At 74.2% G+C, this 22615-nt stretch carries 21 protein-coding genes, 1 tRNA gene and 1 pseudogene; 15 read left to right on the forward strand and 8 right to left on the reverse strand.

Features of this window, described 5'->3' with window-relative positions:
* Positions 1-73 precede the first annotated feature (73 nt).
* Positions 74-427 carry a histone-like nucleoid-structuring protein Lsr2 gene (locus IN07_RS06815; protein ID WP_036334599.1) on the forward strand — a complete coding sequence of 118 codons (354 nt, stop codon included), beginning with the start codon at positions 74-76 and terminating at the stop codon, positions 425-427.
* A gap of 340 nt (positions 428-767) precedes the next feature.
* Positions 768-3311, forward strand: a complete 2544-nt coding sequence (locus IN07_RS06820) for an ATP-dependent Clp protease ATP-binding subunit (protein WP_036334600.1) — start codon at positions 768-770, stop codon at positions 3309-3311.
* Positions 3312-3434: 123 nt separating this feature from the next.
* On the opposite strand, the gene IN07_RS06825 is transcribed toward IN07_RS06820, so the two are convergent.
* On the reverse strand, positions 3435-4349 hold the full coding sequence (locus IN07_RS06825; protein ID WP_081975242.1) for an HhH-GPD family protein: 915 nt from the start codon (positions 4347-4349) through the stop codon (positions 3435-3437).
* Positions 4350-4533: 184 nt separating this feature from the next.
* On the opposite strand from IN07_RS06825, the gene IN07_RS06830 reads away from it, so the two are divergent.
* Positions 4534-5244 (forward strand): hypothetical protein, encoded by a 711-nt coding sequence (locus tag IN07_RS06830; RefSeq protein ID WP_036334638.1) that lies wholly within the window; start codon positions 4534-4536, stop codon positions 5242-5244.
* A 130-nt stretch (positions 5245-5374) separates the two neighbouring features.
* On the opposite strand, the gene disA is transcribed toward IN07_RS06830, so the two are convergent.
* The 3 genes from disA to IN07_RS06845 form a co-directional block, all read right to left on the reverse strand.
* Entirely contained in the window at positions 5375-6457 is a 1083-nt protein-coding gene (gene disA / locus IN07_RS06835) for a DNA integrity scanning diadenylate cyclase DisA (protein ID WP_036334601.1), read from the reverse strand.
* 112 nt (positions 6458-6569) lie between these two features.
* Positions 6570-7937, reverse strand: a complete 1368-nt coding sequence (gene radA / locus IN07_RS06840) for a DNA repair protein RadA (protein WP_036334602.1) — start codon at positions 7935-7937, stop codon at positions 6570-6572.
* 47 nt (positions 7938-7984) lie between these two features.
* Positions 7985-8629, reverse strand: coding sequence for a copper chaperone PCu(A)C (locus IN07_RS06845; protein WP_036334604.1), 645 nt, complete (start codon positions 8627-8629; stop codon positions 7985-7987).
* Positions 8630-8731: 102 nt separating this feature from the next.
* Here IN07_RS06845 and IN07_RS06850 point away from each other — a divergent pair, with 102 nt between their 5' ends.
* Complete coding sequence (locus IN07_RS06850; RefSeq protein WP_036334606.1) at positions 8732-10297, forward strand: cryptochrome/photolyase family protein; 1566 nt, start codon at positions 8732-8734, stop codon at positions 10295-10297.
* Between the two features lie 36 nt (positions 10298-10333).
* On the opposite strand, the gene IN07_RS06855 is transcribed toward IN07_RS06850, so the two are convergent.
* Positions 10334-11194 (reverse strand): UbiA family prenyltransferase, encoded by an 861-nt coding sequence (locus IN07_RS06855; protein ID WP_231558030.1) that lies wholly within the window; start codon positions 11192-11194, stop codon positions 10334-10336.
* A 130-nt stretch (positions 11195-11324) separates the two neighbouring features.
* Here IN07_RS06855 and IN07_RS06860 point away from each other — a divergent pair, with 130 nt between their 5' ends.
* The 5 genes from IN07_RS06860 to rlmB are packed head-to-tail and all read left to right on the forward strand — an operon-like array spanning position 11325 to position 15396.
* Positions 11325-11807: a CarD family transcriptional regulator gene (locus tag IN07_RS06860; RefSeq protein ID WP_036334607.1), complete on the forward strand. Its 483-nt coding sequence runs from the start codon at positions 11325-11327 to the stop codon at positions 11805-11807.
* A gap of 52 nt (positions 11808-11859) precedes the next feature.
* Complete coding sequence (ispD, locus tag IN07_RS06865; protein WP_036334609.1) at positions 11860-12531, forward strand: 2-C-methyl-D-erythritol 4-phosphate cytidylyltransferase; 672 nt, start codon at positions 11860-11862, stop codon at positions 12529-12531.
* On the forward strand, positions 12528-13037 hold the full coding sequence (ispF, locus tag IN07_RS06870) for a 2-C-methyl-D-erythritol 2,4-cyclodiphosphate synthase (protein WP_036334641.1): 510 nt from the start codon (positions 12528-12530) through the stop codon (positions 13035-13037). The genes ispD and ispF overlap by 4 nt, the downstream gene beginning before the upstream one ends.
* Positions 13034-14434, forward strand: coding sequence for a cysteine--tRNA ligase (cysS, locus tag IN07_RS06875; RefSeq protein WP_036334611.1), 1401 nt, complete (start codon positions 13034-13036; stop codon positions 14432-14434). Before ispF ends, cysS begins: the two co-directional genes overlap by 4 nt.
* Positions 14434-15396 (forward strand): 23S rRNA (guanosine(2251)-2'-O)-methyltransferase RlmB, encoded by a 963-nt coding sequence (gene rlmB / locus IN07_RS06880; protein WP_036334613.1) that lies wholly within the window; start codon positions 14434-14436, stop codon positions 15394-15396. The genes cysS and rlmB overlap by 1 nt, the downstream gene beginning before the upstream one ends.
* Before the next feature lie 131 nt (positions 15397-15527).
* On the opposite strand, the gene IN07_RS06885 is transcribed toward rlmB, so the two are convergent.
* Positions 15528-16808: a DUF445 domain-containing protein gene (locus IN07_RS06885; protein ID WP_052090974.1), complete on the reverse strand. Its 1281-nt coding sequence runs from the start codon at positions 16806-16808 to the stop codon at positions 15528-15530.
* A 103-nt stretch (positions 16809-16911) separates the two neighbouring features.
* On the reverse strand, positions 16912-18417 hold the full coding sequence (locus IN07_RS06890; RefSeq protein ID WP_036334615.1) for a S1C family serine protease: 1506 nt from the start codon (positions 18415-18417) through the stop codon (positions 16912-16914).
* 219 nt (positions 18418-18636) lie between these two features.
* Here IN07_RS06890 and IN07_RS06895 point away from each other — a divergent pair, with 219 nt between their 5' ends.
* The 3 genes from IN07_RS06895 to IN07_RS06905 all read left to right on the forward strand — a co-directional run bounded on the left by IN07_RS06895 (position 18637) and on the right by IN07_RS06905 (position 19732).
* The gene (locus IN07_RS06895) at positions 18637-19284 is read left to right on the forward strand and encodes a hypothetical protein (protein WP_036334616.1); all 648 of its coding nucleotides are present in this window, start codon (positions 18637-18639) and stop codon (positions 19282-19284) included.
* A gap of 80 nt (positions 19285-19364) precedes the next feature.
* Positions 19365-19439, forward strand: a tRNA-Thr gene (locus tag IN07_RS06900).
* Between the two features lie 83 nt (positions 19440-19522).
* Positions 19523-19732, forward strand: a complete 210-nt coding sequence (locus IN07_RS06905) for a dodecin (RefSeq protein WP_036334618.1) — start codon at positions 19523-19525, stop codon at positions 19730-19732.
* 115 nt (positions 19733-19847) lie between these two features.
* On the opposite strand, the gene IN07_RS06910 is transcribed toward IN07_RS06905, so the two are convergent.
* Positions 19848-20246: a DUF5313 family protein gene (locus IN07_RS06910; RefSeq protein ID WP_052090981.1), complete on the reverse strand. Its 399-nt coding sequence runs from the start codon at positions 20244-20246 to the stop codon at positions 19848-19850.
* A gap of 97 nt (positions 20247-20343) precedes the next feature.
* Here IN07_RS06910 and rarD point away from each other — a divergent pair, with 97 nt between their 5' ends.
* From rarD to IN07_RS06925, 3 genes and pseudogenes are all read left to right on the forward strand, one after another.
* Positions 20344-21255, forward strand: coding sequence for an EamA family transporter RarD (gene rarD, locus IN07_RS06915; protein WP_036334621.1), 912 nt, complete (start codon positions 20344-20346; stop codon positions 21253-21255).
* Positions 21256-21389: 134 nt separating this feature from the next.
* Positions 21390-21791 carry a DUF3263 domain-containing protein gene (locus tag IN07_RS06920; protein WP_081975246.1) on the forward strand — a complete coding sequence of 134 codons (402 nt, stop codon included), beginning with the start codon at positions 21390-21392 and terminating at the stop codon, positions 21789-21791.
* Between the two features lie 194 nt (positions 21792-21985).
* A pseudogene (locus IN07_RS06925) lies at positions 21986-22615 on the forward strand (hypothetical protein); the annotation flags it as partial.

Here is a 22615-nt window from a genome sequence, read left to right on the forward strand (position 1 = left end):
GCAATGGGGTCGTCGATCACGGGGGAGCAGTGACGACAGTCCACGACCCCGCAGCAACAGGAGAGAACAGACAATGGCACGTAAGGTCCAGGTGATCCTGAGCGACGACCTCGACGACAGCATCTCTGCTGACGAGACGGTCACGTTCGCCCTCGACGGGACGACGTACGAGATCGACCTGTCGGACAAGAACGCCGCGGAGATGCGCGACGTGTTCGGCAAGTACGTCGCGGCCGCCCGCAAGGTGAGCAGCCGTGGCACCCGGGCCTCGGGCGCAGGCCGGTCGCGCGCCACCGGTGGCGGCGGCCGGATGGACCGTGAGCAGGCCGGCGCGATCCGCGACTGGGCCCGCAGCAACGGCCACCAGGTCAGCGACCGCGGCCGCATCCCGGCCAGCGTCGTCGAGGCCTTCGAAGCCGCCCACTGATCGAAGGACCCCCTCGCCCCCCACCACTCGCAGGCTCGTGGTGGGACCCTGCGAGGGGGCCGTTCCAGCGAGTCACCTTCGGCCCGGCACCTCATCGAGGTGCCGGGCCGTCGTGCGTCCGCTCATGGCGTAACCGCGGCGGAACACCACTCCTGGGACGACAGTTGTCTCCATCGAGCCCCCCGAGAGGTCCGACGGCCTGGTCTCGACGCCGATCGGGTGGTGCGAACTACAGTGGAACGACCGGTGCCCCAGCGCGCCGACGTACGTCGGGTGTCCACCGTCCCCTGCCGGGGACACGAGCACAGCAGGTCCAGCCGGTCAGAGGGAGATACAGCAGATGTTCGAACGGTTCACCGACCGAGCCCGTCGGGTGGTCGTCCTGGCCCAAGAAGAGGCCCGGATGCTCAACCACAACTACATCGGCACCGAGCACATCCTCCTGGGTCTGATCCACGAGGGTGAGGGTGTCGCCGCCAAGGCGCTGGAGTCCCTCGGCATCTCGCTGGAGGGCGTCCGTCAGCAGGTCGAGGAGATCATCGGGCAGGGCCAGCAGGCCCCGTCCGGCCACATCCCCTTCACCCCGCGCGCCAAGAAGGTCCTGGAGCTGTCGCTGCGCGAGGCGCTGCAGCTCGGCCACAACTACATCGGCACCGAGCACATCCTGCTCGGCCTGATCCGCGAGGGCGAGGGCGTCGCCGCCCAGGTCCTGGTGAAGCTCGGCGCCGACCTCAACCGCGTGCGCCAGCAGGTCATCCAGCTGCTGAGCGGCTACCAGGGCAAGGAGCCGGCCGCCGCCGGCGGGCCCGCCGAGGGCACCCCGTCGACCTCGCTGGTCCTCGACCAGTTCGGCCGCAACCTGACCCAGGCCGCCCGCGACGGCAAGCTCGACCCGGTCATCGGCCGGGCCAAGGAGATCGAGCGGGTCATGCAGGTGCTGTCCCGCCGCACCAAGAACAACCCGGTCCTGATCGGCGAGCCCGGCGTCGGCAAGACGGCGGCCGTCGAGGGCCTGGCGCAGGCCATCGTCAAGGGCGAGGTGCCCGAGACGCTGAAGGACAAGCAGCTCTACACCCTCGACCTGGGCGCGCTGGTCGCCGGTTCCCGCTACCGCGGTGACTTCGAGGAGCGGCTGAAGAAGGTCCTCAAGGAGATCCGCACCCGCGGCGACATCATCCTGTTCATCGACGAGATCCACACCCTCGTCGGGGCGGGCGCTGCCGAGGGCGCGATCGACGCAGCCAGCATCCTCAAGCCGATGCTGGCCCGTGGTGAGCTGCAGACCATCGGTGCCACCACGCTGGACGAGTACCGCAAGCACCTGGAGAAGGACGCCGCTCTCGAGCGCCGCTTCCAGCCCATCCAGGTCAGCGAGCCGACCCTCGCCCACACCATCGAGATCCTCAAGGGCCTGCGGGACCGCTACGAGGCGCACCACCGGATCAGCATCACCGACGGCGCGCTGGTCGCCGCCGCGACGCTGGCCGACCGGTACATCTCCGACCGCTTCCTCCCGGACAAGGCGATCGACCTGATCGACGAGGCCGGCGCCCGGATGCGGATCAAGCGGATGACCGCCCCGCCGGACCTGCGCGAGTTCGACGACCGGATCGCGGCCATCCGCCGCGAGAAGGAGTCGGCCATCGACGGGCAGGACTTCGAGAAGGCCGCCTCTCTCCGCGACAAGGAGAAGCAGCTGCTGGGCGAGAAGGCCGAGCGCGAGAAGCAGTGGAAGGCCGGTGACATGGACGTCGTCGCCGAGGTCGACGACGAGCAGATCGCCGAGGTCCTCGCCAACTGGACGGGCATCCCGGTCTTCAAGCTGACCGAGGAGGAGACCACCCGGCTGCTCCGCATGGAGGACGAGCTCCACAAGCGGATCATCGGCCAGGAAGAGGCCATCAAGAGCGTCAGCCAGGCGATCCGGCGCACGCGGGCGGGCCTCAAGGACCCCCGTCGTCCCGGTGGCTCGTTCATCTTCGCCGGCCCCTCGGGTGTCGGTAAGACCGAGCTGGCCAAGGCGCTCGCGCAGTTCCTCTTCGGCGAGGACGACGCCCTCATCCAGATCGACATGGGCGAGTTCCACGACAAGTTCACCGTGTCGCGGCTCGTCGGTGCCCCTCCCGGCTACGTCGGTTACGACGAGGGTGGCCAGCTGACCGAGAAGGTGCGGCGCAAGCCGTTCTCGGTGGTCCTCTTCGACGAGATCGAGAAGGCGCACGCCGATGTCTTCAACACGCTGCTGCAGGTGCTGGAGGACGGCCGGCTGACCGACGGCCAGGGCCGGATCGTGGACTTCAAGAACACGATCCTGATCCTGACCACGAACCTCGGGACGCGGGACATCTCCAAGGCCGTCGGCCTCGGCTTCCAGGCCGGGAACGACAGCACCAGCAACTACGAGCGGATGAAGCTCAAGGTCAACGAGGAGCTCAAGCAGCACTTCCGGCCGGAGTTCCTCAACCGCATCGACGACATCGTCGTGTTCCACCAGCTCACCGAGGACGAGATCGTCCACATCGTGGACCTCATGCTCGCCCGGCTGGAGACGCAGCTGTCGAACAAGGACATGTCGCTGGAGGTCACGCCGGCGGCGAAGAAGCTGCTCGCGGCCCGAGGCTTCGACCCGGTGCTGGGTGCGCGGCCGTTGCGCCGCACCATCCAGCGCGAGATCGAGGACACGCTTTCGGAGAAGATCCTCTACGGCGAGATCGCCTCCGGGCAGATCATCGTGGTGGACGTCGAGGAGGACGCCGACCCGACGGCCTCGCGCTTCACCTTCCGCGGTGAGGCCAAGCCGATCGACATGCCCGACACCCCGCCGGTCGCCCTCACGGGCGCCGACGGCGAGGACGAGGGTCCGGCGGCCGCTCAGGCCGAGTGATCGACGACCCCGTCCGCTGACGGGGTCCTGACAGGGGCCGTCCTCCGCATCCGCGGGGGGCGGCCCCTCGTCGTCCGTCCGGTCCGGGCGACCCCGCTGGCGGTCAGCTCACCGGGGGAGGCCTCAGCCGGGGAGGGAGAAGCGGCCGTCCGGGGTCTGCTCGACCAGCCCGTCCACCAACAGCGAGTCCAGGCAGCGCGAGCGCTGGACGGCGTCGTCCCACGCCGGCGTCAGTGCATCGGCCTCGACCGGCTCCGGTGCGGCCCGCAGCACGTCGAGCAGTCGACCTCGCACCTGGCGGTCGGTGCCGGCGAACGCCTGCACCCGCCGCGGGGGGCCGTCGTACGCCGGCGAACCGGCCATCCGCCACGCGCACCGGTCGGAGACGGGACAGGCGCCACAGCGAGGGCTGCCGGCGACGCAGACGAGCGCACCGAGCTCCATGACGGCCACGGAGAACCGCACCGCGCGGGCGTCGTCGGCCGGCGCCAGCTCGGCGATGTCGGTCAGGTCCGTCGCCCGGGCGGGCGCCGCCTCGGCGCGTCCGTGCACCAGCCGTGCGACGACCCGTCGGACGTTGGTGTCGACCACCGGCTGGCGGCTGCCGTGGCCGAAGCAGGCGACCGCCCGGGCGGTGTACGTGCCGATGCCCGGGAGCGCCTCGAGCTCGGCGACGTCGGCGGGCACCGCGCCACCGTGGCGTTCGTTGATGGCGACGGCGGCCTCCCGCAGGCGCAGGGCCCGCCGCGGGTAGCCGAGCTTGCCCCAGGCCCGGATCACCTCGGCCGGGCTGGCTGCCGCCAGGTCCGCGGCAGCGGGCCAGCGGGCCAGCCACTCGCGCCAGACCGGCTCCACCCGGCGCACCGGCGTCTGCTGGAGCATGACCTCGCTGACCAGCACCGCCCACGGGTCGGTGCCGGGGGCGCGCCACGGCAGGTCCCGGGCGGCGCCGGCGTACCAGTCCACGAGGACGTCGCCGACGGCCTCTCCGGCGGGGGCGGGCTGGTGGCGTGCGGCGCCGGGCGAGGTGGTGCTCACGGGGATCCAGTGTGCCTGGGCCCCCACGGACCCTGCCGTCGGAGTTGCAGACGAACCGAGCCAGCACCCTCCGTCACCACCCGCCGGGTGGACCGTGGCCCGGGGCCGCGCCGGGGCGATGGGCCCCCTCCGGTCAGGGCGTGGCGCGCTGTCGGCGACCGGCTCGCCGGTTAGCGTCGCCGACGTGCTGCACCCGGTCGGCCCGTTGCCCGCTGTCGTCTACTGGCGACGGCGTCTGCTGGTCCTCGGGTGCGCGGTGGGCGTGCTCGGTGGCGGCGGCTGGCTGGGGGTCGCGGTGGCCACCGGGTCGCCGGACGAGGACACCGTGCTCACCGCCGCGGGCGATGAGTCGGTACCCGCGCCGGCCCTGGACCAGGTCGTGCCGTCGCTGGCGGCGGTGCAGCTCCCGACGGCCGAGCCCGCCGAGGAACCGCAGGACGCGGAGCGGCAGGACGGCGAGCCGGCGGACGAGGAGCCGCCGGCCGAGGCGCTGCCCGTGGACGGCGGACCCTGCAGCAACGACATGATCGGCGTCGAGGTGCGGCCGACCCCGGCCAGCAGCCCGGTCGGCAGCAAGCCGACGTTCGACCTGGTGGTCACCAACGTCTCGCAGGTCTCCTGTGTCCGTGCGCTGGACAAGGGGCTGCAGGAGATCGTGATGGTCGACGCATCGGGCACCCGGGTGTGGGGGAGCAACGACTGCTTCCCGGAGACGACGACGGACCCGCGGACGCTGCAGCCGGGGGAGTCCGTGGTGTTCCCGGTGCTGTGGGGTGGGCTGAGCAGCACGCCAGGGTGCACCGCGGAGCGCGTGCAGCCCGCACCGGGGGACTACCGGCTGCGCGGCCGGTTGGACACGGCGACCAGCCCCGACGCCGCCTTCACCCTGACCTGACCTGACCTGACGGGCCGCAGGCCCGTACGGCCCCGCTGCAGAGGCCCGATGCGAGCTTGCAAGCGTTGGCAAAAGGACCCCGTCCTCCTCATCCCTCGCAAGCTCGGGACGAGCCTCGGGACGGGGCCGATCAGCTGTAGCGGTCGAGGATGGACGTCTCGGCGAGCCGGGACAGCCCCTCGCGGATGCCGCGCGCCCGCGCCTCACCGACGCCCTCCACGGCCAGCAGGTCCTCGATGGTGGCGGCGAGCAGCTTCTGCAACCCGCCGAAGTGCGCCACCAGCCGGTCGATGATGCCCGCCGGCAGCCGGGGGACCCGGGCCAGCAGCCGGTAGCCGCGCGGGCTGACCGGGGAGTCCAGCGCATCGGGGGAGGTCGGCAGGCCGTAGCAGCGGGCGACGGCGGAGAGGTCGAGCAGCTCGGTGGCCGTCAGCGCGCGCAGGTCGGCGAGCACCTCCTCGCCGGTGCGGTTCCGACGGACGCTGGGGAGGTAGTCGCGGACCAGCAGGCCGCGGTCCTCCTCGACGCCGGCGAGCATCTCGTCCAGCTGCAGGGCCAGCAGCCGGCCGTCGGTGCCCAGCTCCACGACGAAGCCCTCGATCTCGTCGGCGATCCGCCGCACCATCTCCAGGCGCTGGCTGACGCTCATCGCGTCACGGACCGTGACGAGGTCCTCGATCTCCAGTGCGGACAGCGTGCTCGCGACCTCGTCGAGCCGGAGCTTGTAGCGCTCCAGGGCGGCGAGGGCCTGGTTGGCCCGCGCCAGGATGGTCGTGGGGTGCTCGAGGGTGTACCGGCGGCCGGCCACGTAGACCGAGATGATGTGCATCGACTGGCTCACGGAGATGACCGGGAACCCGGTCTGCAGTGCCACGCGCTCGGCGGTGCGGTGCCGGGTGCCGGACTCCTCGGTGGGGATCGTCGGGTCGGGCATCAGGTGGACACCGGCCCGGACGATCCGGGTGCCGTCGTAGGAGACGATCACCGCGCCGTCCATCTTGGCCAGCTCCCGGAGCCGGGTGGCCGACAGTGCGACGTCCAGGGCGAAGCCGCCGGTGCAGAGGGACTCGACGACGCGGTCGTAGCCCAGGACGATCAGTGCTCCGGTACGGCCGGCCAGGATCCGCTCCAAACCGTCCCGGAGGGCGGTACCGGGGGCGATGCGGCCGAGCAGTTCCCGCAACGCGGCCTCGGGGTCCACAGCGGGGGACACGAACGCTCCTGACGGTCGGGCGGTACGGCGGCTGATCCTACGGGGCGGAGGGGCGAGGTCGGTCACCACGGGTCCCCCGTCAGGGCGTTCACCCGGTGGCGGTCGCGCTGCGTCACCACAGCCGGGTGAAGGCCGCTCCCAGGTCGGGCACCTCGATCAGCCGGAGCCCCTGGGGCGCGGGACCGGAGTCCACCGGCACCAGCGCGGCGGTGTACCCCTGTCGTGCCGCCTCGGCCAGCCGCCGCCCGGTGCCCCCCACCCGCCGGATCTCGCCGGACAGGCCGACCTCACCGATGGCGACGAGGCCGGCGGGCAGCGGCCGGTCCTTCGAGGCGGAGGCGATCGCGAGGGCCAGCGCCAGGTCGGCGGCGGGTTCGGCGATCCGCACGCCCCCGACGGAGGCGGCGAAGACGTCGGCGTCGGCCAGCCGGACCCCACCGCGCCGCTCCACCACGGCGTTGATCATGGCGACCCGCTGGGAGTCCAACCCGCTGACCGCACGGCGTGGTGAACCGCCGCCGCCGGCGGTCGCCACCAGGGCCTGCACCTCGGCGAGCAACGGCCGGCTGCCCTCCATCGTCACCGTGACGCAGCTGCCGGGCACCGGTGCGGACCGCCGGGAGACGAACAGGTGCGAGGGGTCGGGGACGCCGACGACACCACCGTCGCCGATCTCGAAGCAGCCGATCTCGTCGGCCGGGCCGAACCGGTTCTTGGTGGCTCGCACCAGGCGCAGCGTCGAGTGGCGTTCGCCGTCGAAGGAGACCACCACGTCGACCAGGTGCTCGAGTGCCCGCGGCCCGGCGATCGCGCCGTCCTTGGTGACGTGGCCGACCAGGATCGTGGTCATGTTGCGGGCCCTGGCCACCGCGCTGAGGGCGCTGGCCACCGCGCGCACCTGGGTGGCGCCACCGTCGGTGCCGTCGACGGCGGGGGACCGGACGGTCTGCACGCTGTCGAGCACGAGCAGGGTGGGGCTCACGTCCTCCACGTGGGCGAGCACCGCGGACAGCTCGGTCTCCGCAGCCAGGTAGAGCTGGTCGTGCAGGGCACCGATCCGCTCGGCCCGCAGCCGGACCTGCGCCGCGGACTCCTCGCCGGAGACGACCAGGGTCGGCCCGTTGGCCGCGGCCACCCGGTGGGCGACCTCCAGCAGCAGCGTGGACTTGCCGACGCCCGGCTCGCCGGCCACCAGCAGCACCGCGCCGGGCACCAGGCCGCCGCCGAGGACACGGTCGAACTCGGTGATGCCCGTGGGCACGGCGCGGGCGCCGGCGAGCTCCACCTGGCCGATCGGGCGCGCCTTGGCGCTGACCGGGCCGGCGGAGACGGCGCGCAGCGGGGAGCCGACGGTGCCGACCTCCTGCACGCTGCCCCAGGCCTGGCACTCCGGGCAGCGGCCGACCCACTTCGCCGAGGCGTAGCCGCACTCGGAACAGCGGTGGGCGGGACGGGAGGACTTCACACCGGATGCTGGCACGCCGTCATGGTGACGGCGGGGTACGACAGTCCCGGGAGGGGCGTGGGTCAGCCCTCCTCGTCGGCCGACTCCTGCTCGCGGGCCTCCTGGCCGGAGTTCTCCTCGACGGTGCCCTCCTCGCCGGCGACCTCTTCCTCGCCGTGGAAGTCGAACTCCTCACCGCGCGGGAGGTCGCGGGTGGGCACCCCGACGGGGACCGGGACGGTGATCTCGCCCGCCTCCTCGAAGGTGAAGGTCACGTCGATGAACTCGCCCGGCCCGATGGCCTCGGTGAGGCCCACGAGCGCGACCGTGGGCCCGTTGCCGCTGCTCAGGTAGAGGATGCCGTTCGGCGGGACGGTGAGGCCCAGGTCGGCGGAGCCGCTGGTGTCGGCGGCCAGTTCGGCAGCGTCCGGGTCGATCACCTCGACGCTGTCGAAGGCATCGCCCTCGATCGACACGAGGGTGTCCTCCTCGCGGCCCGTGCTGGCGATGGCGCCGACCAGTCGGGCGTCGCTCCCGCTGGTGTACTGCCCACCGGTCGGGTAGGGCAGCGAGAGCGCCCGCAGCGTCACGTCCTCCAGGTCGGCCTGGTTGCCCACGTTCGGCTCCTGGGTCGAGGTCTGCGTGACCTGACCGGCGCTGCAGGCGGTGAGCGCGATCGGGGTGAGCAGCAGGGCGCCCATCACGGCAGCGCGCGGTGCGCGGTTCACAGCGTCGACCTCCAGAGACGTGTCGGCCACCGAGGACGCCGGTGGCACGAGTCGCGCTGAGCGTAACCGGCACCCCAGGATGTCCGCTGGGAGGTGAGGGGCATGGCGGCAGGTGGCGTGGGCTACCTCCCGGGGTCCGGCGACCCCGCGCTCGCCGACTTCCCAGCTCAGGCGCCGGACACCCGCCGCTGGTGCTTCGCCGACCAGCTCGGGCCGCACTTCCTCGACGCGCCGGACCAGCCCGTGCTGCTCGTCGAGTCGCGGGGCGTCTTCCGCCGCCGCCGCTTCCACCGGCAGAAGGCGCACCTGCTGCTGTCGGCCCTCCGGCACCGTGCGGCCGAGCTCGGCGACCAGGCGATCTCCCTGCAGACCGACAGCTACGCCGAGGCGCTGGACCGGGTCCGGGAGCCCCTGTCGGTGTGTGCGCCGACCACCTGGCCGGCGCGCGACTTCGTGCTCCGCCGTCCCGGCGTCACGGTGCTGGAGGCCCGGGGCTTCGTGACCCGGCAGGCCGACTTCCGCCGCTGGGCGGAGGGCCGTTCCCGGCAGCGCCTGCTGATGGACGACTTCTACCGGGTGGCCCGGCGGGTGCACGACGTCCTGATGGACGGGGCGGAGCCGGCCGGTGGCACCTGGAACCTCGACCACGAGAACCGCGAGCCGGCACCGGCCGACGGGCGGGTGGACGTCCCGCCGCCGTGGCTGCCCGTCGAGGACGAGATCGACGAGCAGGTGCGCGCCGACCTGGACCGCTGGGCGGCCGACGGCGACGTCGCCTTCGTCGGGGACGACGGCCCACGGCTCTTCCCGGTCACGCACGCCGAGACCGAGGAACGGCTCCAGGACTTCCTCACCCACCGGCTGCACGCGTTCGGCCCGCACGAGGACGCGATGCTGGCCGGTGACCCGTGGCTGGCCCACTCGATGCTGTCGGCGTCGCTGAACCTGGGACTCGCCGACCCGGCCGACGTCGTCGCCCGGGCCGAGCAGGCGTACCGCGACTCGGTGGCCGCCGGCGACCCGCTGCCGCTGAACTCGGTCGAGGGGTTCGTCCGGCAGGTGATGGGCTGGCGGGACTGGATCTGGCACCTCTACTGGCAGCTCGGGCGCGACTACCGGCACGGCAACGCGCTGGCCGCCCACGAGGAGGTGCCGCCCTGGCTGGGTGACCTGGACGCCGAGGCCGTGGGGGCCAACTGCCTGTCCTCCGTGGTCCGGGACGTGCGCGAGCGCGGCTGGGTGCACCACATCCCGCGGCTGATGGTGCTGGGCAACTACGCGCTGCAGCGCGGGATCGAGCCGCTGGCGATGACCGACTGGTTCCACCGGGTCTTCGTCGACGGCTACGACTGGGTGATGGTCGCCAACGTCGTCGGGATGAGCCAGCACGCCGACGGCGGCGTGCTGGCGACCAAGCCCTACGCCGCGGGCGGTGCGTACATCAACCGGATGAGCGACTACTGCGGCAGCTGCCGGTACGATCCGAAGAAGCGCCTCGGTGCGGACGCCTGCCCGTTCACCGCCGGGTACTGGGCGTTCCTGGAGCGGAACCGGGAGCGGCTGGCCGAGAACCGGCGGATGCGTCAGCCGTTGTCCGGTCTGGGGCGGCTCAAGGACCTGGACGCCGTCGTGGAGCAGGAGCGGGACCGGGGCACCGACCCGCGCTGAGCGCGGCAGTGGCCCGGTGGGGCAGGAGGGCCCTCCTCAGGTGATCGCCGCCCCGCCGGCCAGCAGCAGGGCGACGTCGAGCACGGTCAGCAGCAGCACCGCCGGGAAGGCGAGCCGGCGAGCGCGGGGGCTGCCGGCGAGGGCGGCGGCGACCACGGCCGGCGCGGCGACGGCGCAGGCCAGCCAGCCGAGCGGGCCCGGCGGACCGGGCGGCCCCAGCACCAGCAGCAGGGTGGCGCCACCGAGCAGCACGGCGCCGGCGATCGCGGAGGGCACCGCCCCCACCCGGTGCGGCAGACCGCGGACGCCGGTGGCCAGGTCGTCGTCGACGTCGGGCGCCACGTTGGCGACGTGCGCGGCGCCGCCGAGCGCTGCCCCGGCCGCGATCAGCCACCACGGTGCTCCGGGGCCGCCCGGCGCCGCGGCGACCACGCCGGCGGGCAGCGCGCCGAAGCCGGTCAGGTAGGGGAGCGGGGACAGTGCGGTGCGCTTGAGGCCGGCGTCGTAGGCCAGCCCGCTGGCGACCAGCACCAGGAGCAGGAGCCCGGGCACGACGCCCAGCGCCAGGGACGTGACGACGGCGACGGCGACGGCGACGGCCGTGGCCCGGCGCAGCAGCGCCGGGGTCAGCAGCCCTTGGACGACGGGCTTGTCGGTCCGGCCGACGGCGAGGTCCCGGTCGGCGTCCAGCCAGTCGTTGCACCAGCCGATGGCGGCCTGCCCGGCCAGCACCGCGACCCCGACCAGCACGGTCCGGCCGGCGGGGACGTCGGCGGCGACGGCGAGCAGGACGGCGACCGTGGTGACCGCCAGCGTCGGTTCGAAGTGGGTCGCGCGGGCCATCGCCGCGGCGATCGTGAGCCCGCCGGAGCGGCGTACGGCACCCTCCGACTGCACACCGACCACCTCCCTGTCAACCCCGTGCCGACCTCGGTCACGCCGCTGACCAGCACTTTTGTAGCACTCTGCCGAGCCGGACCGCATCCTCTCGTGCTAACCTGGGGTGAGCGAAAGGGGTCACATACACATGGGCTTCACTGTTGGCGAGACCGTTGTCTACCCGCACCACGGCGCGGCGCTCATCGAGGCGATCGAGCAGCGCACCATCAAGGGCGTCGAGAAGTCGTACCTCGTGCTGAAGGTCGCCCAGGGCGACCTGACCGTCCGCGTGCCGGCCGACAACGCCGAGATCGTCGGTGTCCGCGACGTCGTCGGCCAGGAGGGCCTGAACAAGGTCTTCGAGGTGTTGCGGGCGCCGCACACCGAGGAGCCGACCAACTGGTCGCGGCGCTACAAGGCCAACCTCGAGAAGCTGGCCTCCGGTGACGTGAACAAGGTCGCCGAGGTCGTGCGTGACCTCTGGCGTCGTGACAAGGACCGTGGCCTGTCCGCCGGCGAGAAGCGCATGCTCTCCAAGGCGCGGCAGATCCTGGTCAGCGAGCTCGCGCTCGCCGAGGGCACCAACGAGGACAAGGCCGAGGTCCTCCTCGACGAGGTCCTCGCATCGTGAGCAGGGCTTCCTGAGCCGCTCGCACCATCCCAGAGACACCCAGACCGCTCCCGTGCACGCTGTCGGCATCGTCGCAGCGGCCGGGAGTGGTCTGCGTCTGGGGGCAGAGCTGCCCAAGGCCCTGGTGCACCTCGGGGGCCGGCCGCTGGTCTGCTGGGCGGTCGAGTCGCTGCGTGCCGGCGGGGTCGAGCAGGTGGTGGTCGCCGTCCCGGCGCCGCAGCAGGCGGCCTTCACCGCCGTCCTCCCGGACGACGTGCACGTCGTCGTCGGCGGGGACACCCGCACGGCGTCGGTCCGGGCCGCCCTCGGCGCCGCCCGTGAGCACGCCGACGCGGTGCTGGTCCACGACGCGGCGCGGCCGCTGACCCCGCCCGACGTCGTCGCCCGGGTGCTGGCCGCCCTGGCCGCGGGCGCCCGCGCCGTCGTCCCGGTGCTGCCCGTCGTGGACACCACCGTGGTCGTGGACGGCGACGGGGTGGTGACCGCCGACGTGCCCCGCGCCCCGCTGCGCCGGGTGCAGACCCCGCAGGGCTTCGACCGGGCCACCCTGGTGGCCGCCTACGCCCACGCGCACGGCACCGCGGCCGAGTTCACCGACGACGCCTCGGTGGTCCGGGCCGCGGGGATCCCGGTGCAGACCGTGGCCGGTGACGAGCGCGCAGCCAAGATCACCGTCGCGCACGACCTGCGGATGGCCGAACTGCAGACCGAGTGGCCCCGGTGAACCCGGAGCTGCCCCGCGTCGGCATCGGCACCGACGTGCACCCGATCGAGGCCGGGCGCCCGTGCTGGCTCGCCGGGCTGGAGTGGCCGGGCGTCGATGGCTGCGCGGGTCACTCCGACGGCGACGTCGTCGCCCACGCCCTGACCGACGCCGTGCTGTCGGCCGCCGGCCTCGGTGACATCGGTGGGCTGCTGGGCACCGACGACCCTCGCTGGGCAGGCGCCCGTGGTGCCGCCGTGCTGGAGCACGTCCGCGAGGTGCTCACCGCGGCCGGCTGGCAGGTCGGCAACGCCTCGGTGCAGCTGATCGGCAGCACGCCCAAGGTCGGTCCCCGCCGCGCGGAGGCGGAGGCGGCGCTCTCTGCGGCCCTCGGTGCGCCGGTCAGCGTCACCGCCACCACGACCGACGGGCTGGGCCTCACCGGCCGTGGCGAGGGGCGGGCCGCGGTGGCCACCGCGCTGGTGGTCCGGAGCACGTCCACCGCGCCCGTAGAATCCACCCGGTGAGCCTCCGCCTGTACGACACGGCCGCGCGTGCCGTGCGCGACTTCACGCCCCTGCGTGCAGGACGGGTCTCCATGTACGTCTGCGGGCTCACCGTGCAGGGCCCGCCGCACATCGGCCACGTCCGGTTCGCGCTCGCCTTCGACGTGCTGCGCCGCTGGCTGCTGCACCAGGGCGACGAGGTCACCTACGTCCGCAACGTCACCGACGTCGACGACAAGATCCTCACCAAGGCCGCAGCGGCCGGCGTCCCGTGGTGGGCCTGGGCGTACGAGAACGAGCGCGCCGCCACCCGCGCGTACGACGTGTTGGGCACGCTGCCGCCCACCTACGAGCCGCGGGCCACCGGGCACGTGCCGGAGATGGTCGAGCTGATCGAGCGGCTCATCGCCGGCGGGCACGCCTACGACGTCGACGGCGACGTCTACTTCGACGTCCGTTCCTTCCCCGGCTACGGCGAGCTGACCGGCCAGAAGCTGGGCGACCTGCAGCCGGCTGCGGACACCGAGACCGACGAGCGCAAGCGCGACCCCCGAGACTTCGCGCTGTGGAAGTCGGCCAAGGACGGCGACCCCGCCACGGCCTCCTGGCCCACCCCTTGGGGCCGCGGGCGTCCGGGCTGGCACCTGGAGTGCTCGGCGATGGCCGAGAAGTACCTCGGCGCGGAGTTCGACGTCCACGGTGGTGGGCTGGACCTGCGCTTCCCGCACCACGAGAACGAGCGGGCCCAGTCGCAGGCCGCCGGTGACGGGTTCGCCCGGTACTGGCTGCACAACGGCTGGGTCACCATGGGCGGCGAGAAGATGAGCAAGTCGCTGGGCAACACCGCGCTGGTCGACGAGGTCGTCCAGCGCGTGCGCCCGGTGGAGCTCCGCTACTACCTCGTGGCCCCGCACTACCGCAGCACGATCGAGTTCACCGAGCCGGCGCTGGAGGAGGCGGGGGTCGCCTACCGGCGGCTGGAGTCCTTCGTCCGGCGCGCGGCCGAGGTGGTGGGGGAGGACGCCGGGAAGCCGGTGCTGCCTCCCGAGTTCACCGCCGCCCTGGACGACGACCTGAGCACGCCCGCCGCCGTCGCGGTGGTCCACGAGGTCGTCACCCAGGGCAACAGCGCGCTGGCCGCCGACGACGCCGAGGCGCTCGCCGCCGCGCTGGGCGCGGTGCGGGCGATGCTGGGGGTGCTCGGTCTCGACCCGCTCGACCCGCAGTGGGCCGACGCCGGCGGCGACCGCCGCCTGGCCGAGGTCACCGACGGCCTGGTCGCGCTCGCGCTGGAGCAGCGCACCGCGGCCCGGGCCCGCAAGGACTACGCGTCAGCTGACGCGATCCGGAACCAGCTCGGCGCCCTGGGCGTGCAGGTCGAGGACACCCCCCAGGGCACACGATGGGAGCTGACCTGATGGCCGGCAACAGTCAACGGCGCGGCCGCTCGGCCGGCGCCGGCAAGAAGACCGCGACGTCCGGCACCGGCGGCAAGAACCGCCGGTCGCTGGCCGGGCGGGGCGCCACCCCGAAGGCCACGGAGCGGCCGCACCACCCTGCGTACAAGGCGGCGAAGGCCGCCGCGGCGCGCCAGGACAACCGGCAGCGGGTGCAGCGGCGCAATGCCGAGGCCCCTGAGCTGCTGCTGGGCCGCAACCCGGTGCTGGAGGCGCTGCGGGCCAGCATCCCGGCGACGGCGCTCTACGTCGTCACCGGTGACACGAGCCGCGGCGGGACCGACGAGCGGATCGCCGAGTCGGTGCAGCTGGCCGCCGACCGCGGGCTGCCGCTGCTCGAGGTGGGCAAGGCCGAGTTCGACCGGATGAGCGACCACGCGCTGCACCAGGGCATCGGCCTGATGGTGCCGCCCTACGACTACGCGCACCCGGACGACCTGCTCGACATCGCCCGCGACTCCGGCCGCCCGCCGCTGATCGTGGCGCTGGACGGCGTCACCGACCCGCGCAACCTGGGCGCGGTCATCCGCTCGGCCGCGGCCTTCGACGCCCACGGTCTCGTCGTGCCCGAGCGCCGCGCGGTGGGCATGACCGGCTCGGCCTGGCGCACCAGCGCCGGCGCGGCGGCCCGGCTGCGGGTGGCCCGAGCCGTCAACCTGGGTCGCAGCCTGGCCTCCTACCAGGAGGCGGGCCTGCAGACCGTCGGCCTGGCTGCCGACGGCGACATGGGCATCCACGAGTACGACGGCTTCGCCGACCCGATCGCTCTGGTCGTCGGAGCCGAGGGCACCGGGCTGTCCCGGCTGGTCCGGGAGCGCTGCGACGTCGTCCTGTCCATCCCGATCACCAAGGACACCGAGTCGCTGAACGTCAGCGTCGCGGCCGGGATCGCGCTCTACGCCGCAGCCTCCGCCCGCCGGTGACCGCACCGGCCGGTCCCCGCTGAGCGGGACCGGCCGGCGACGGCGACCGAGGGTGAGCCGCGTCCCCGTCGGGTGAGCCGGGGCATGACGCGGTTCGACGGTCGCCGGGGCGGCTCACCCTCGGGCGGTGATCAGCCGAGCAGCTGGGCGACGGTGTAGATCACCAGGCCGGCCAGGCCGCCCACGACGGTGCCGTTCACCCGGATCCACTGCAGGTCACGGCCCACCTGGAGCTCGATCCGCCGGCTGGTCTCCTCGGTGTCCCAGCGGGCCACGGTGGTGCCCACCAGGTCGGCGACGTCACCGGAGAACCGCTCGACGGCGTACCCGGCGGCCCGCTGGGACTGCCGCTGCACCAGTTCACGCACCGTCGGGTCGGTCTGCAGCAGCTGCGCGCCGGAGCGGATCAGCCCGACCACCCGCGCCCGCAGCTCGGAGTCCGGGTCGGCCGCGGCGGTGACGACCGCGCTCTTCGCCGTGCTCCACAGCGAGCCCGACCAGGTGCGCACCGCCGGGTGGTCCAGCAGCTCCTCCTTGAACCGCTCGACCCGGGCCGCGGCCTCCGGATCGGTGCGGAGCGTGTGCACGTAGGCCCGCAGTCGCTTGTCGTAGCTGCGGCGCAGCTCGTGCCGGGAGTCCGCGCCCACCTCGGCGAGGAAGCCCTGGAGCAGGTCGAACACCCGGTCGAACACCCGGTCGTCGACCCAGTCGGGCACCCAGGCGGGGGAGGCGTCGCCGAGCCGGGTGCGGAAGACCAGCCGGTTGTCGGCCAGGAAGTTGGCCAGCCCGGTGAGCCCCGCGGAGAGCACCTCCTGGTGCCGGTCGCCGTCGACGACGAGCTCGATGCCGCGGGCCACGGCCGGCGCGGCAGGGGTCTCCCGGAGCTTGCGGTCGACGAAGGCGGCGACGGCGGGCTGCAGCTCGTCGTCCTTCAGCAGGTCGGTCAGCCCGCCGAGGGCGGCACCGGCGTCGCCGGCCAGCCGCTCGGCCCGGCCGGGGGCGGCCAGGAACTCGCCCAGCCGACCGGGGACGTCGACGGTGGCCAGCCGCTCGTCGACGACCGCCCGGGTCAGGAAGTTCTCCCGGACGAAGGTGCCCAGGCTGGTGCCGATCTGGTCCTTCTTGCGCGGGATGATCGCGGTGTGCGGGATCGGCAGCCGCAGCGGGTGCCGGAACAGCGCGGTGACGGCGAACCAGTCGGCCAGCGCGCCGACCATGGACGCCTCCGCGGTGGCCCGGACGTACCCGACCCAGCTGCCCGCCTCCTCGCCCAGCAGCACGCAGCCGAGGAAGACCAGGGCGGCGAGGACGAACAGCCCAGTGGCCAGCCGTTTCATCTTGGCCAGGTCGCGGGCGCGCTGGGGGTCGTCGAGCGACTCGGCCAGCGGGGTGGTCAGCTGGGGTCCGGGCACCCGGCCGAGCCTAGGCGTCGGGGCGGGACACCCCACGCCGGACGTGCGACGACCCCGGGGCCGCGGGGGCGACACCGGGGTCGTCGGTCAGTGGGGTCCTACCTCACTCCGAGGTCTCGTCGAGGGTGACCTCGACCTCGGTGCTGTCCCCGCCGCGACGGACGGTCAGCGTGACGTCGTCGCCGGGCTGGGCGCTGCGGATCGCGGCGGTCAGCTCGGTGGAGGTGGTGATCGGCCGGTCGCCGACCGCGGTGATCACGTCACCGGCCTGCAGGCCGGCCTCGTCGGCGGCGGAGCCCTCGGAGACCGTGGCCACCTGGGCGCCCTGCCCCACGGCGGAGCCGGGGTCGGCCGCGGTGCGGGCGCTGACCCCGAGCAGGGCGTGCGTCGCCGAGCCGGTGTCGATGATCTGCTCGGCGATCCGCTGCGCGGTGTTCGACGGGATGGCGAAGCCGACGCCGATGTTCCCGCTGGTCGACTCCTGGCCCGGCAGGCCGGTGCTGGCGACCGACGCGATCGCGGTGTTGATGCCGATGACCTCGCCGTCGGCGTTCACCAGCGCACCGCCGGAGTTGCCCGGGTTGATGGCCGCGTCGGTCTGCAGGGCGTCGATCACCGTGTTCTCGTCCTGGGTCGACCCGGCCTGCACCGCCCGGTTGGTGGCGCTGATGATCCCGTCGGTGACCGTGTTGGTCAGGCCCAGCGGCGCACCGATGGCGACCGCGAGGTCGCCGACCTGGACGGCTTCGGAGTCGGCGAAGACCGCCGGGGTCAGCCCGCCGGCGTCGGAGAGCTTGACCACGGCGAGGTCGTTGCTCGGGTCCGTGCCGACGACGGTGGCGTCGTAGACCGTCCCGTCGGAGGTGCGCACCTGCACGGTCACGTCGTCGGTGCTGCTGTCCAGGCTGACCACGTGGTTGTTGGTGAGCACGTAGCCGTCCTCGGACATGACGACGCCGGAGCCCGACCCCGAGCCCGCGGCGGCGCTCACGTACAGGGTGACCACGCTGGGGGCCGCCGCGGCGGCCGCGGCCGTCGTGCTCGTGGCCTTCTCGGCGTCCTTGATGACGACGGGCTGCGCGCTCGTCCCGCTGGCGCTGACCACGGTGTCCACGTCGCTCAGCGCGACCACGCCGGCGCCGGCGCCACCGCCGATCAGCGCACCGGCGACCAGTCCGGCCACGCCCAGCCGCCAGCGCCCGGTCCGCCGCGCCGGCGCGGCCGCGGCGGGGAAGGGCTGCGGGCCGTAGGACGGCTGAGGGAAGGCCTGGGTCTGGGTCTGGAAGGCGGGGGGCACGGCACCGGCGGGGGGCACGGAACCGGCGGGTGCGCTCGCCCCCAGGGTGCGCTGGTACCCGGCGGTGCCGTAGCCGGCCGGCGGCCACGGCTGGTGCGCCGTCGCGGGGGCGGCCGCGAACGGCGGGGTGGCCGACGGCTGCTCGGTGGCACCGGCGGTCGGGAACTGCTCGGTCGGTGCGCTCGCGGGCTGCCCGGAGCCGGGGGTCTGGTGGGTGGACGCCGGGCGGCTCTGCTGTGGCGCCCAGCCGGAACCGGCCGCGCGGTCGGCGCCGAGGCCCGTCTCGTCGGCCGGGCGGTTCTGCTCACTCACGGGAAGTCCCTCCTCACGGCAGGACCTCCCCGCCGCGAAGACACCACTGTGCGCCCTCGGACTGGCTCGCGACTGGTGGTGAGCTGTGAATCAGCTGGACGTCGCTCGCCGGGGGACGGCGGCCGTCACTGCGCCGCACCGTCGGCAGGGGTGATCAAGCCTGGTGCGGGGAACGGGACGCCCGACACCCCTCACCCGCTCGCTGCCTGGAGGCCACCCGTGCCCCTCCCTGTCCTGCTCACCCGCGCCGCCCTGGGCATGTCCGTGCTGGTCGGCGGCGCGCTGGCGGCGGTCGGCGGTGTGTCGCTCGGGCTGCCCGGTCTGGTCGCCGTGGCGCTGGCCGCGGGCGTCGCCGCCTGCCTCGGCGCGGGCATCGCCCGGGACGCGGCGGTCCGGGACCCGCGGCAGGCGGCCGTCGACGCCGCCTGGCGCAGTGCCGTCGTCACCGTGGCCGTGCTGCTCGTGCTCAGCGGCTGCGCCGTGCTGGCCGGCGGCGCCATGACGGTGTTCGTGGCGGCCACCGGGGTGCTGGTGCTGCTGGTCCGGTGGGGGGTGCGGCGGGTGCGGGAGGACCGGCGGGCCGCCCCGGCCCTCGTGCTGCCGCTGGCCGCCGACGACGGGTGGGTGCGGGCGCTGTCGGTGCCGGCGCTGGGCCGGGAGTGGGTGCGCACGTCGGCGGCGCTGGCCGAGACCCGCGAACCGGTGGCCCGGCAGGAGCTGGTGCGCCGCCGGCAGGAGGCGCTGGACGAGCTGGAGCGCCGCGACCCCGCGGGGTTCGCCCGCTGGCTCACCGCCGGGGCGACCGTCGACAGCGACCCGGCGGAGTACGTCTCCGGCGACCCCGCGGCCGGCTACGACGCCGCCTGAAGGACCGACCGGGTGCGACGGTCACCGCTGGCCCCGACCCGCCCCCGGTAGCCTGCTCTGCGGCGCCCGATCAGCGCGTCGCCCCATTAGCTCAGTGGTAGAGCACCCGCCTTGTAAGCGGAAGGTCGTCCGTTCAATCCGGACATGGGGCTCCACCCCTCTCGCGGGCCGCGCCGGGGCGTGCCAGGGTCGAGGCCGAGCGCTGCCGTCCGGGCAGTCGGCGTCGAGGAGTCCCGTCGTGAGCGACCACGTGTACCGGCTGAGCGAGATCGTCGGCAGCTCCACCACGAGCGTCGACGACGCCATCCGCACGGCGGTGCGCAAGGCCTCGGAGACGGTCCGCCACATCGAGTGGTTCCAGACCCAGGAGATCCGCGGCCAGGTCGTCGACGGCGACGTCGCCTACTTCCAGGTGACGATGAAGATCGGGTTCCGCGTCGAGGACTAGCGGTCCACGCCTGGCCCGGCCCCACCAGCGACGAGCACCGGCCGGCGGGTCGTGCGGCCCCCTCGCAGGGGCCCGTCGCGAGCTCGCGAGTGGTGGGGGGCGAGGGGGTCCTTCCTCAGTCGTAGCTGCCCGCGCCGCCGGAGCGGTACCGGGCCTGGCGCTCGATCCGCTCCCGCTCGGCCCGCTCGGCCCGCCGCGCGGCCGTCGTCCCCGGCGGCCAGCCGGCCTTGACCGCACGGTGCTCGGTCGTCTCGGTCATGTAGGCCACCGAGAACAGCAGCCCGATGACCACCCCGCCCAGGGTCGCGGTGAGCCGGATGTCGAAGGGCACCGGCGGGACCAGCAGGCACAGCAGGAGGACCGGGGCGAGCTGCACCAGGGCGCGGGCCAGGTGCCGCCACACCCAGCTGCGCCTGGTCGTGTCGTCGAGGACCCAGTCCGACAGCGAGGGCGGCAGCCCGCCGCCGTAGGCGTACCAGAGCCACTGGGCCGGGTTGGGGCGTCCCGCGTGCACGTCGCCCACGGTAGGCCTGCGGCTGACGCAGGAGGGCGGTGGTCCGGGTGGGTCCCACCGCTGCGGACCCGAGGGTGGGCGGGCGTACGGTGCGCCGGTGGACGAACGGCGTGTGGGGGTGGGGGCCGGCCTCGGCGCCTACGCCCTGTGGGGGGTCTTCCCCCTCTACTTCCCCCTGCTCGAGCCGGCCGGCGGGCTGGAGATCGTCGCGCACCGGGTGGTCTGGTCGCTGCTGTTCGTGGGGCTCCTGCTCACCGTCCGGCGGGGCTGGAGCCAGGTGCGCGCCGTCGTCACCGACCGGCGGGCGCTGCTGGTGCTGGCGGTCGCCGCGGTGCTGATCGCGGTGAACTGGCTGGTCTACGTCTACGCGGTGAACTCCGGGCACGTGGTCGAGGCGTCGCTGGGGTACTTCATCAACCCGCTGGTCAGCGTCCTGTTCGGGGTGGTGTTCTTCCGGGAGCGGCTGCGCCGGCTGCAGTGGGTCGCCGTCGGCACCGCCGTGGTGGCGGTCGTCGTGCTGACCGTCGACTACGGCCACCCGCCGTGGATCTCCCTCGCCCTGGCCGTGAGCTTCGGCCTCTACGGCCTGATGAAGAAGCTGGTCCGGGTCGATGCCGCGCCCGGTCTGTTCGTGGAGACGGCGGTCGTGTTCCTCCCCGCGCTGGTCGTCATCGGCGTGCTGGGCGCCCAGGGCGAGGCCGCCTTCGGGACGGCGGGCGTGGGGAACGGGCTGCTGCTGGCCAGCTCGGGTCTGGCCACCGCCGTCCCGCTGCTGCTGTTCGCCGCCGCCACCCGCCGGGTGCCGTTGTCGACGATCGGCCTGCTGCAGTACGTCACGCCGCTGATCCAGCTGGCCATCGGCGTCTTCGTCTACCACGAGCCGATGCCGCCGGCCCGGCTCGTGGGCTTCGCCGTCGTCTGGCTCGCGCTGGCCGTCTTCACCGCCGACATGCTGCGCAACGCGCACAGCAACCGGCGGGCCGCCGCACCCGTGCCGGCCGGCATCTGACCGGTCTTCCACGGGTTGCCGACGCGCCCCGGTGCCAGCCGCTCCGGAGCGGCTGCCACGCGGCTACCGTCGACGGGGTCCGGAACCCGGGGCCAGGCGCGCCTGGCCGACGCCCTTCCCTCGGAGGCACGACCATGAGCGACGACCCCGTGCAGCCCGCCGGGCCGACGGCGGACGAGCGCACGGCGGTGGTCGGGACCGAGCCCGGGACGGCGCAGGCGACCGCAGCGGACGGGGCTGCTGTGACGGGCGGGGCGCCTGGGGACGACACGGCTGCGGGCCTGCCCGATCGAGAACGGGAGATCCTGGCCTTCGAACGTCAGTGGTGGCGCTTCCCGGGCGCCAAGGAAGCCGCCATCCGGGAGCGCTTCGGGATGACGTCCACCCGCTACTACCAGGTGCTCAACGCCCTGATCGACCGTCCGGAGGCCCTCGTCGTCGACCCGCTGCTGGTGCGTCGGCTGCGCCGGATGCGCGCCGGGCGGCAGCGTCAGCGCTCCGGCAGGGTCCTGGGCACGGACCTCCGTCGCGACTAGCCTGTCTCACTGTGGGGAGGCATGCGGCGCCGTTCGGTGAGGGAAGTCCGTCCGACGCGACCCCGAGCCCGGCACGTCGACGCACCGACCCGCCCGTCCAGCCACCCGTCGAGGCCGCGCGTCCGGCCGAGGCGGCTCCCCGCTCGGTGACCCCACGCCGGCCCCAGCGGCCCGCGCCCGACAGCGACGCGGCGATGACCCTGCCCCGGCAGAGCCGGGCCGAGCGCCGGCGCGAGGGCCTGCTTCCGGCGGGCGAGGACCCGTTGCTCCGCCGGCCGGCCGGCCGACCCAGCGCACCGCCCCCCGGCAGTGGCCGGCGACGGACGGACCAGGCCCCTCCCGCCACCGCCGGGGAGCGCCCCGCGGTCGCCGGTCCACGGACCCCCGCCCCGCGGCCGGTGCCGCCGGTCTCCGGCCCGTTGACCGCCGCGACGCCGGCCCCCGTCCCGCTCAGCTCCTCGCCGGGCGTGCCCGCCCTGGAGCACCGCACCGCGCCGCCGGTCGCCCGCCCCGCGCCTCCGCCGTCGGGTGGCCGGCGTGCGGGGTCCACCGGCTCGACCGCGGCCCCGATGACGACGGGCATGCCGAGCTGGGCGGCCGAGCCCAGCGCACCACTGCCGGACGTCACCCAGCGCGTCTCCGGCTCGTTGCCGGCCGAGTCGGCCTGGGGCGCCTCCGTGGCCACCCCGGCAGCGCCCGTGGCCCCGCTGCGTGAACCCCAGCTGCCCGCGCGGGGGAGCAGCGCCGCCGGGCGTGCGCCCACGCCCACCCCGGCCGTGCCCCGGCGCGCCGACGTCCGCACCCCCCGAGCCGAGCCCGAGACG

The organism is Modestobacter caceresii, from assembly GCF_000761485.1.
Lineage (GTDB): Bacteria > Actinomycetota > Actinomycetes > Mycobacteriales > Geodermatophilaceae > Modestobacter > Modestobacter caceresii.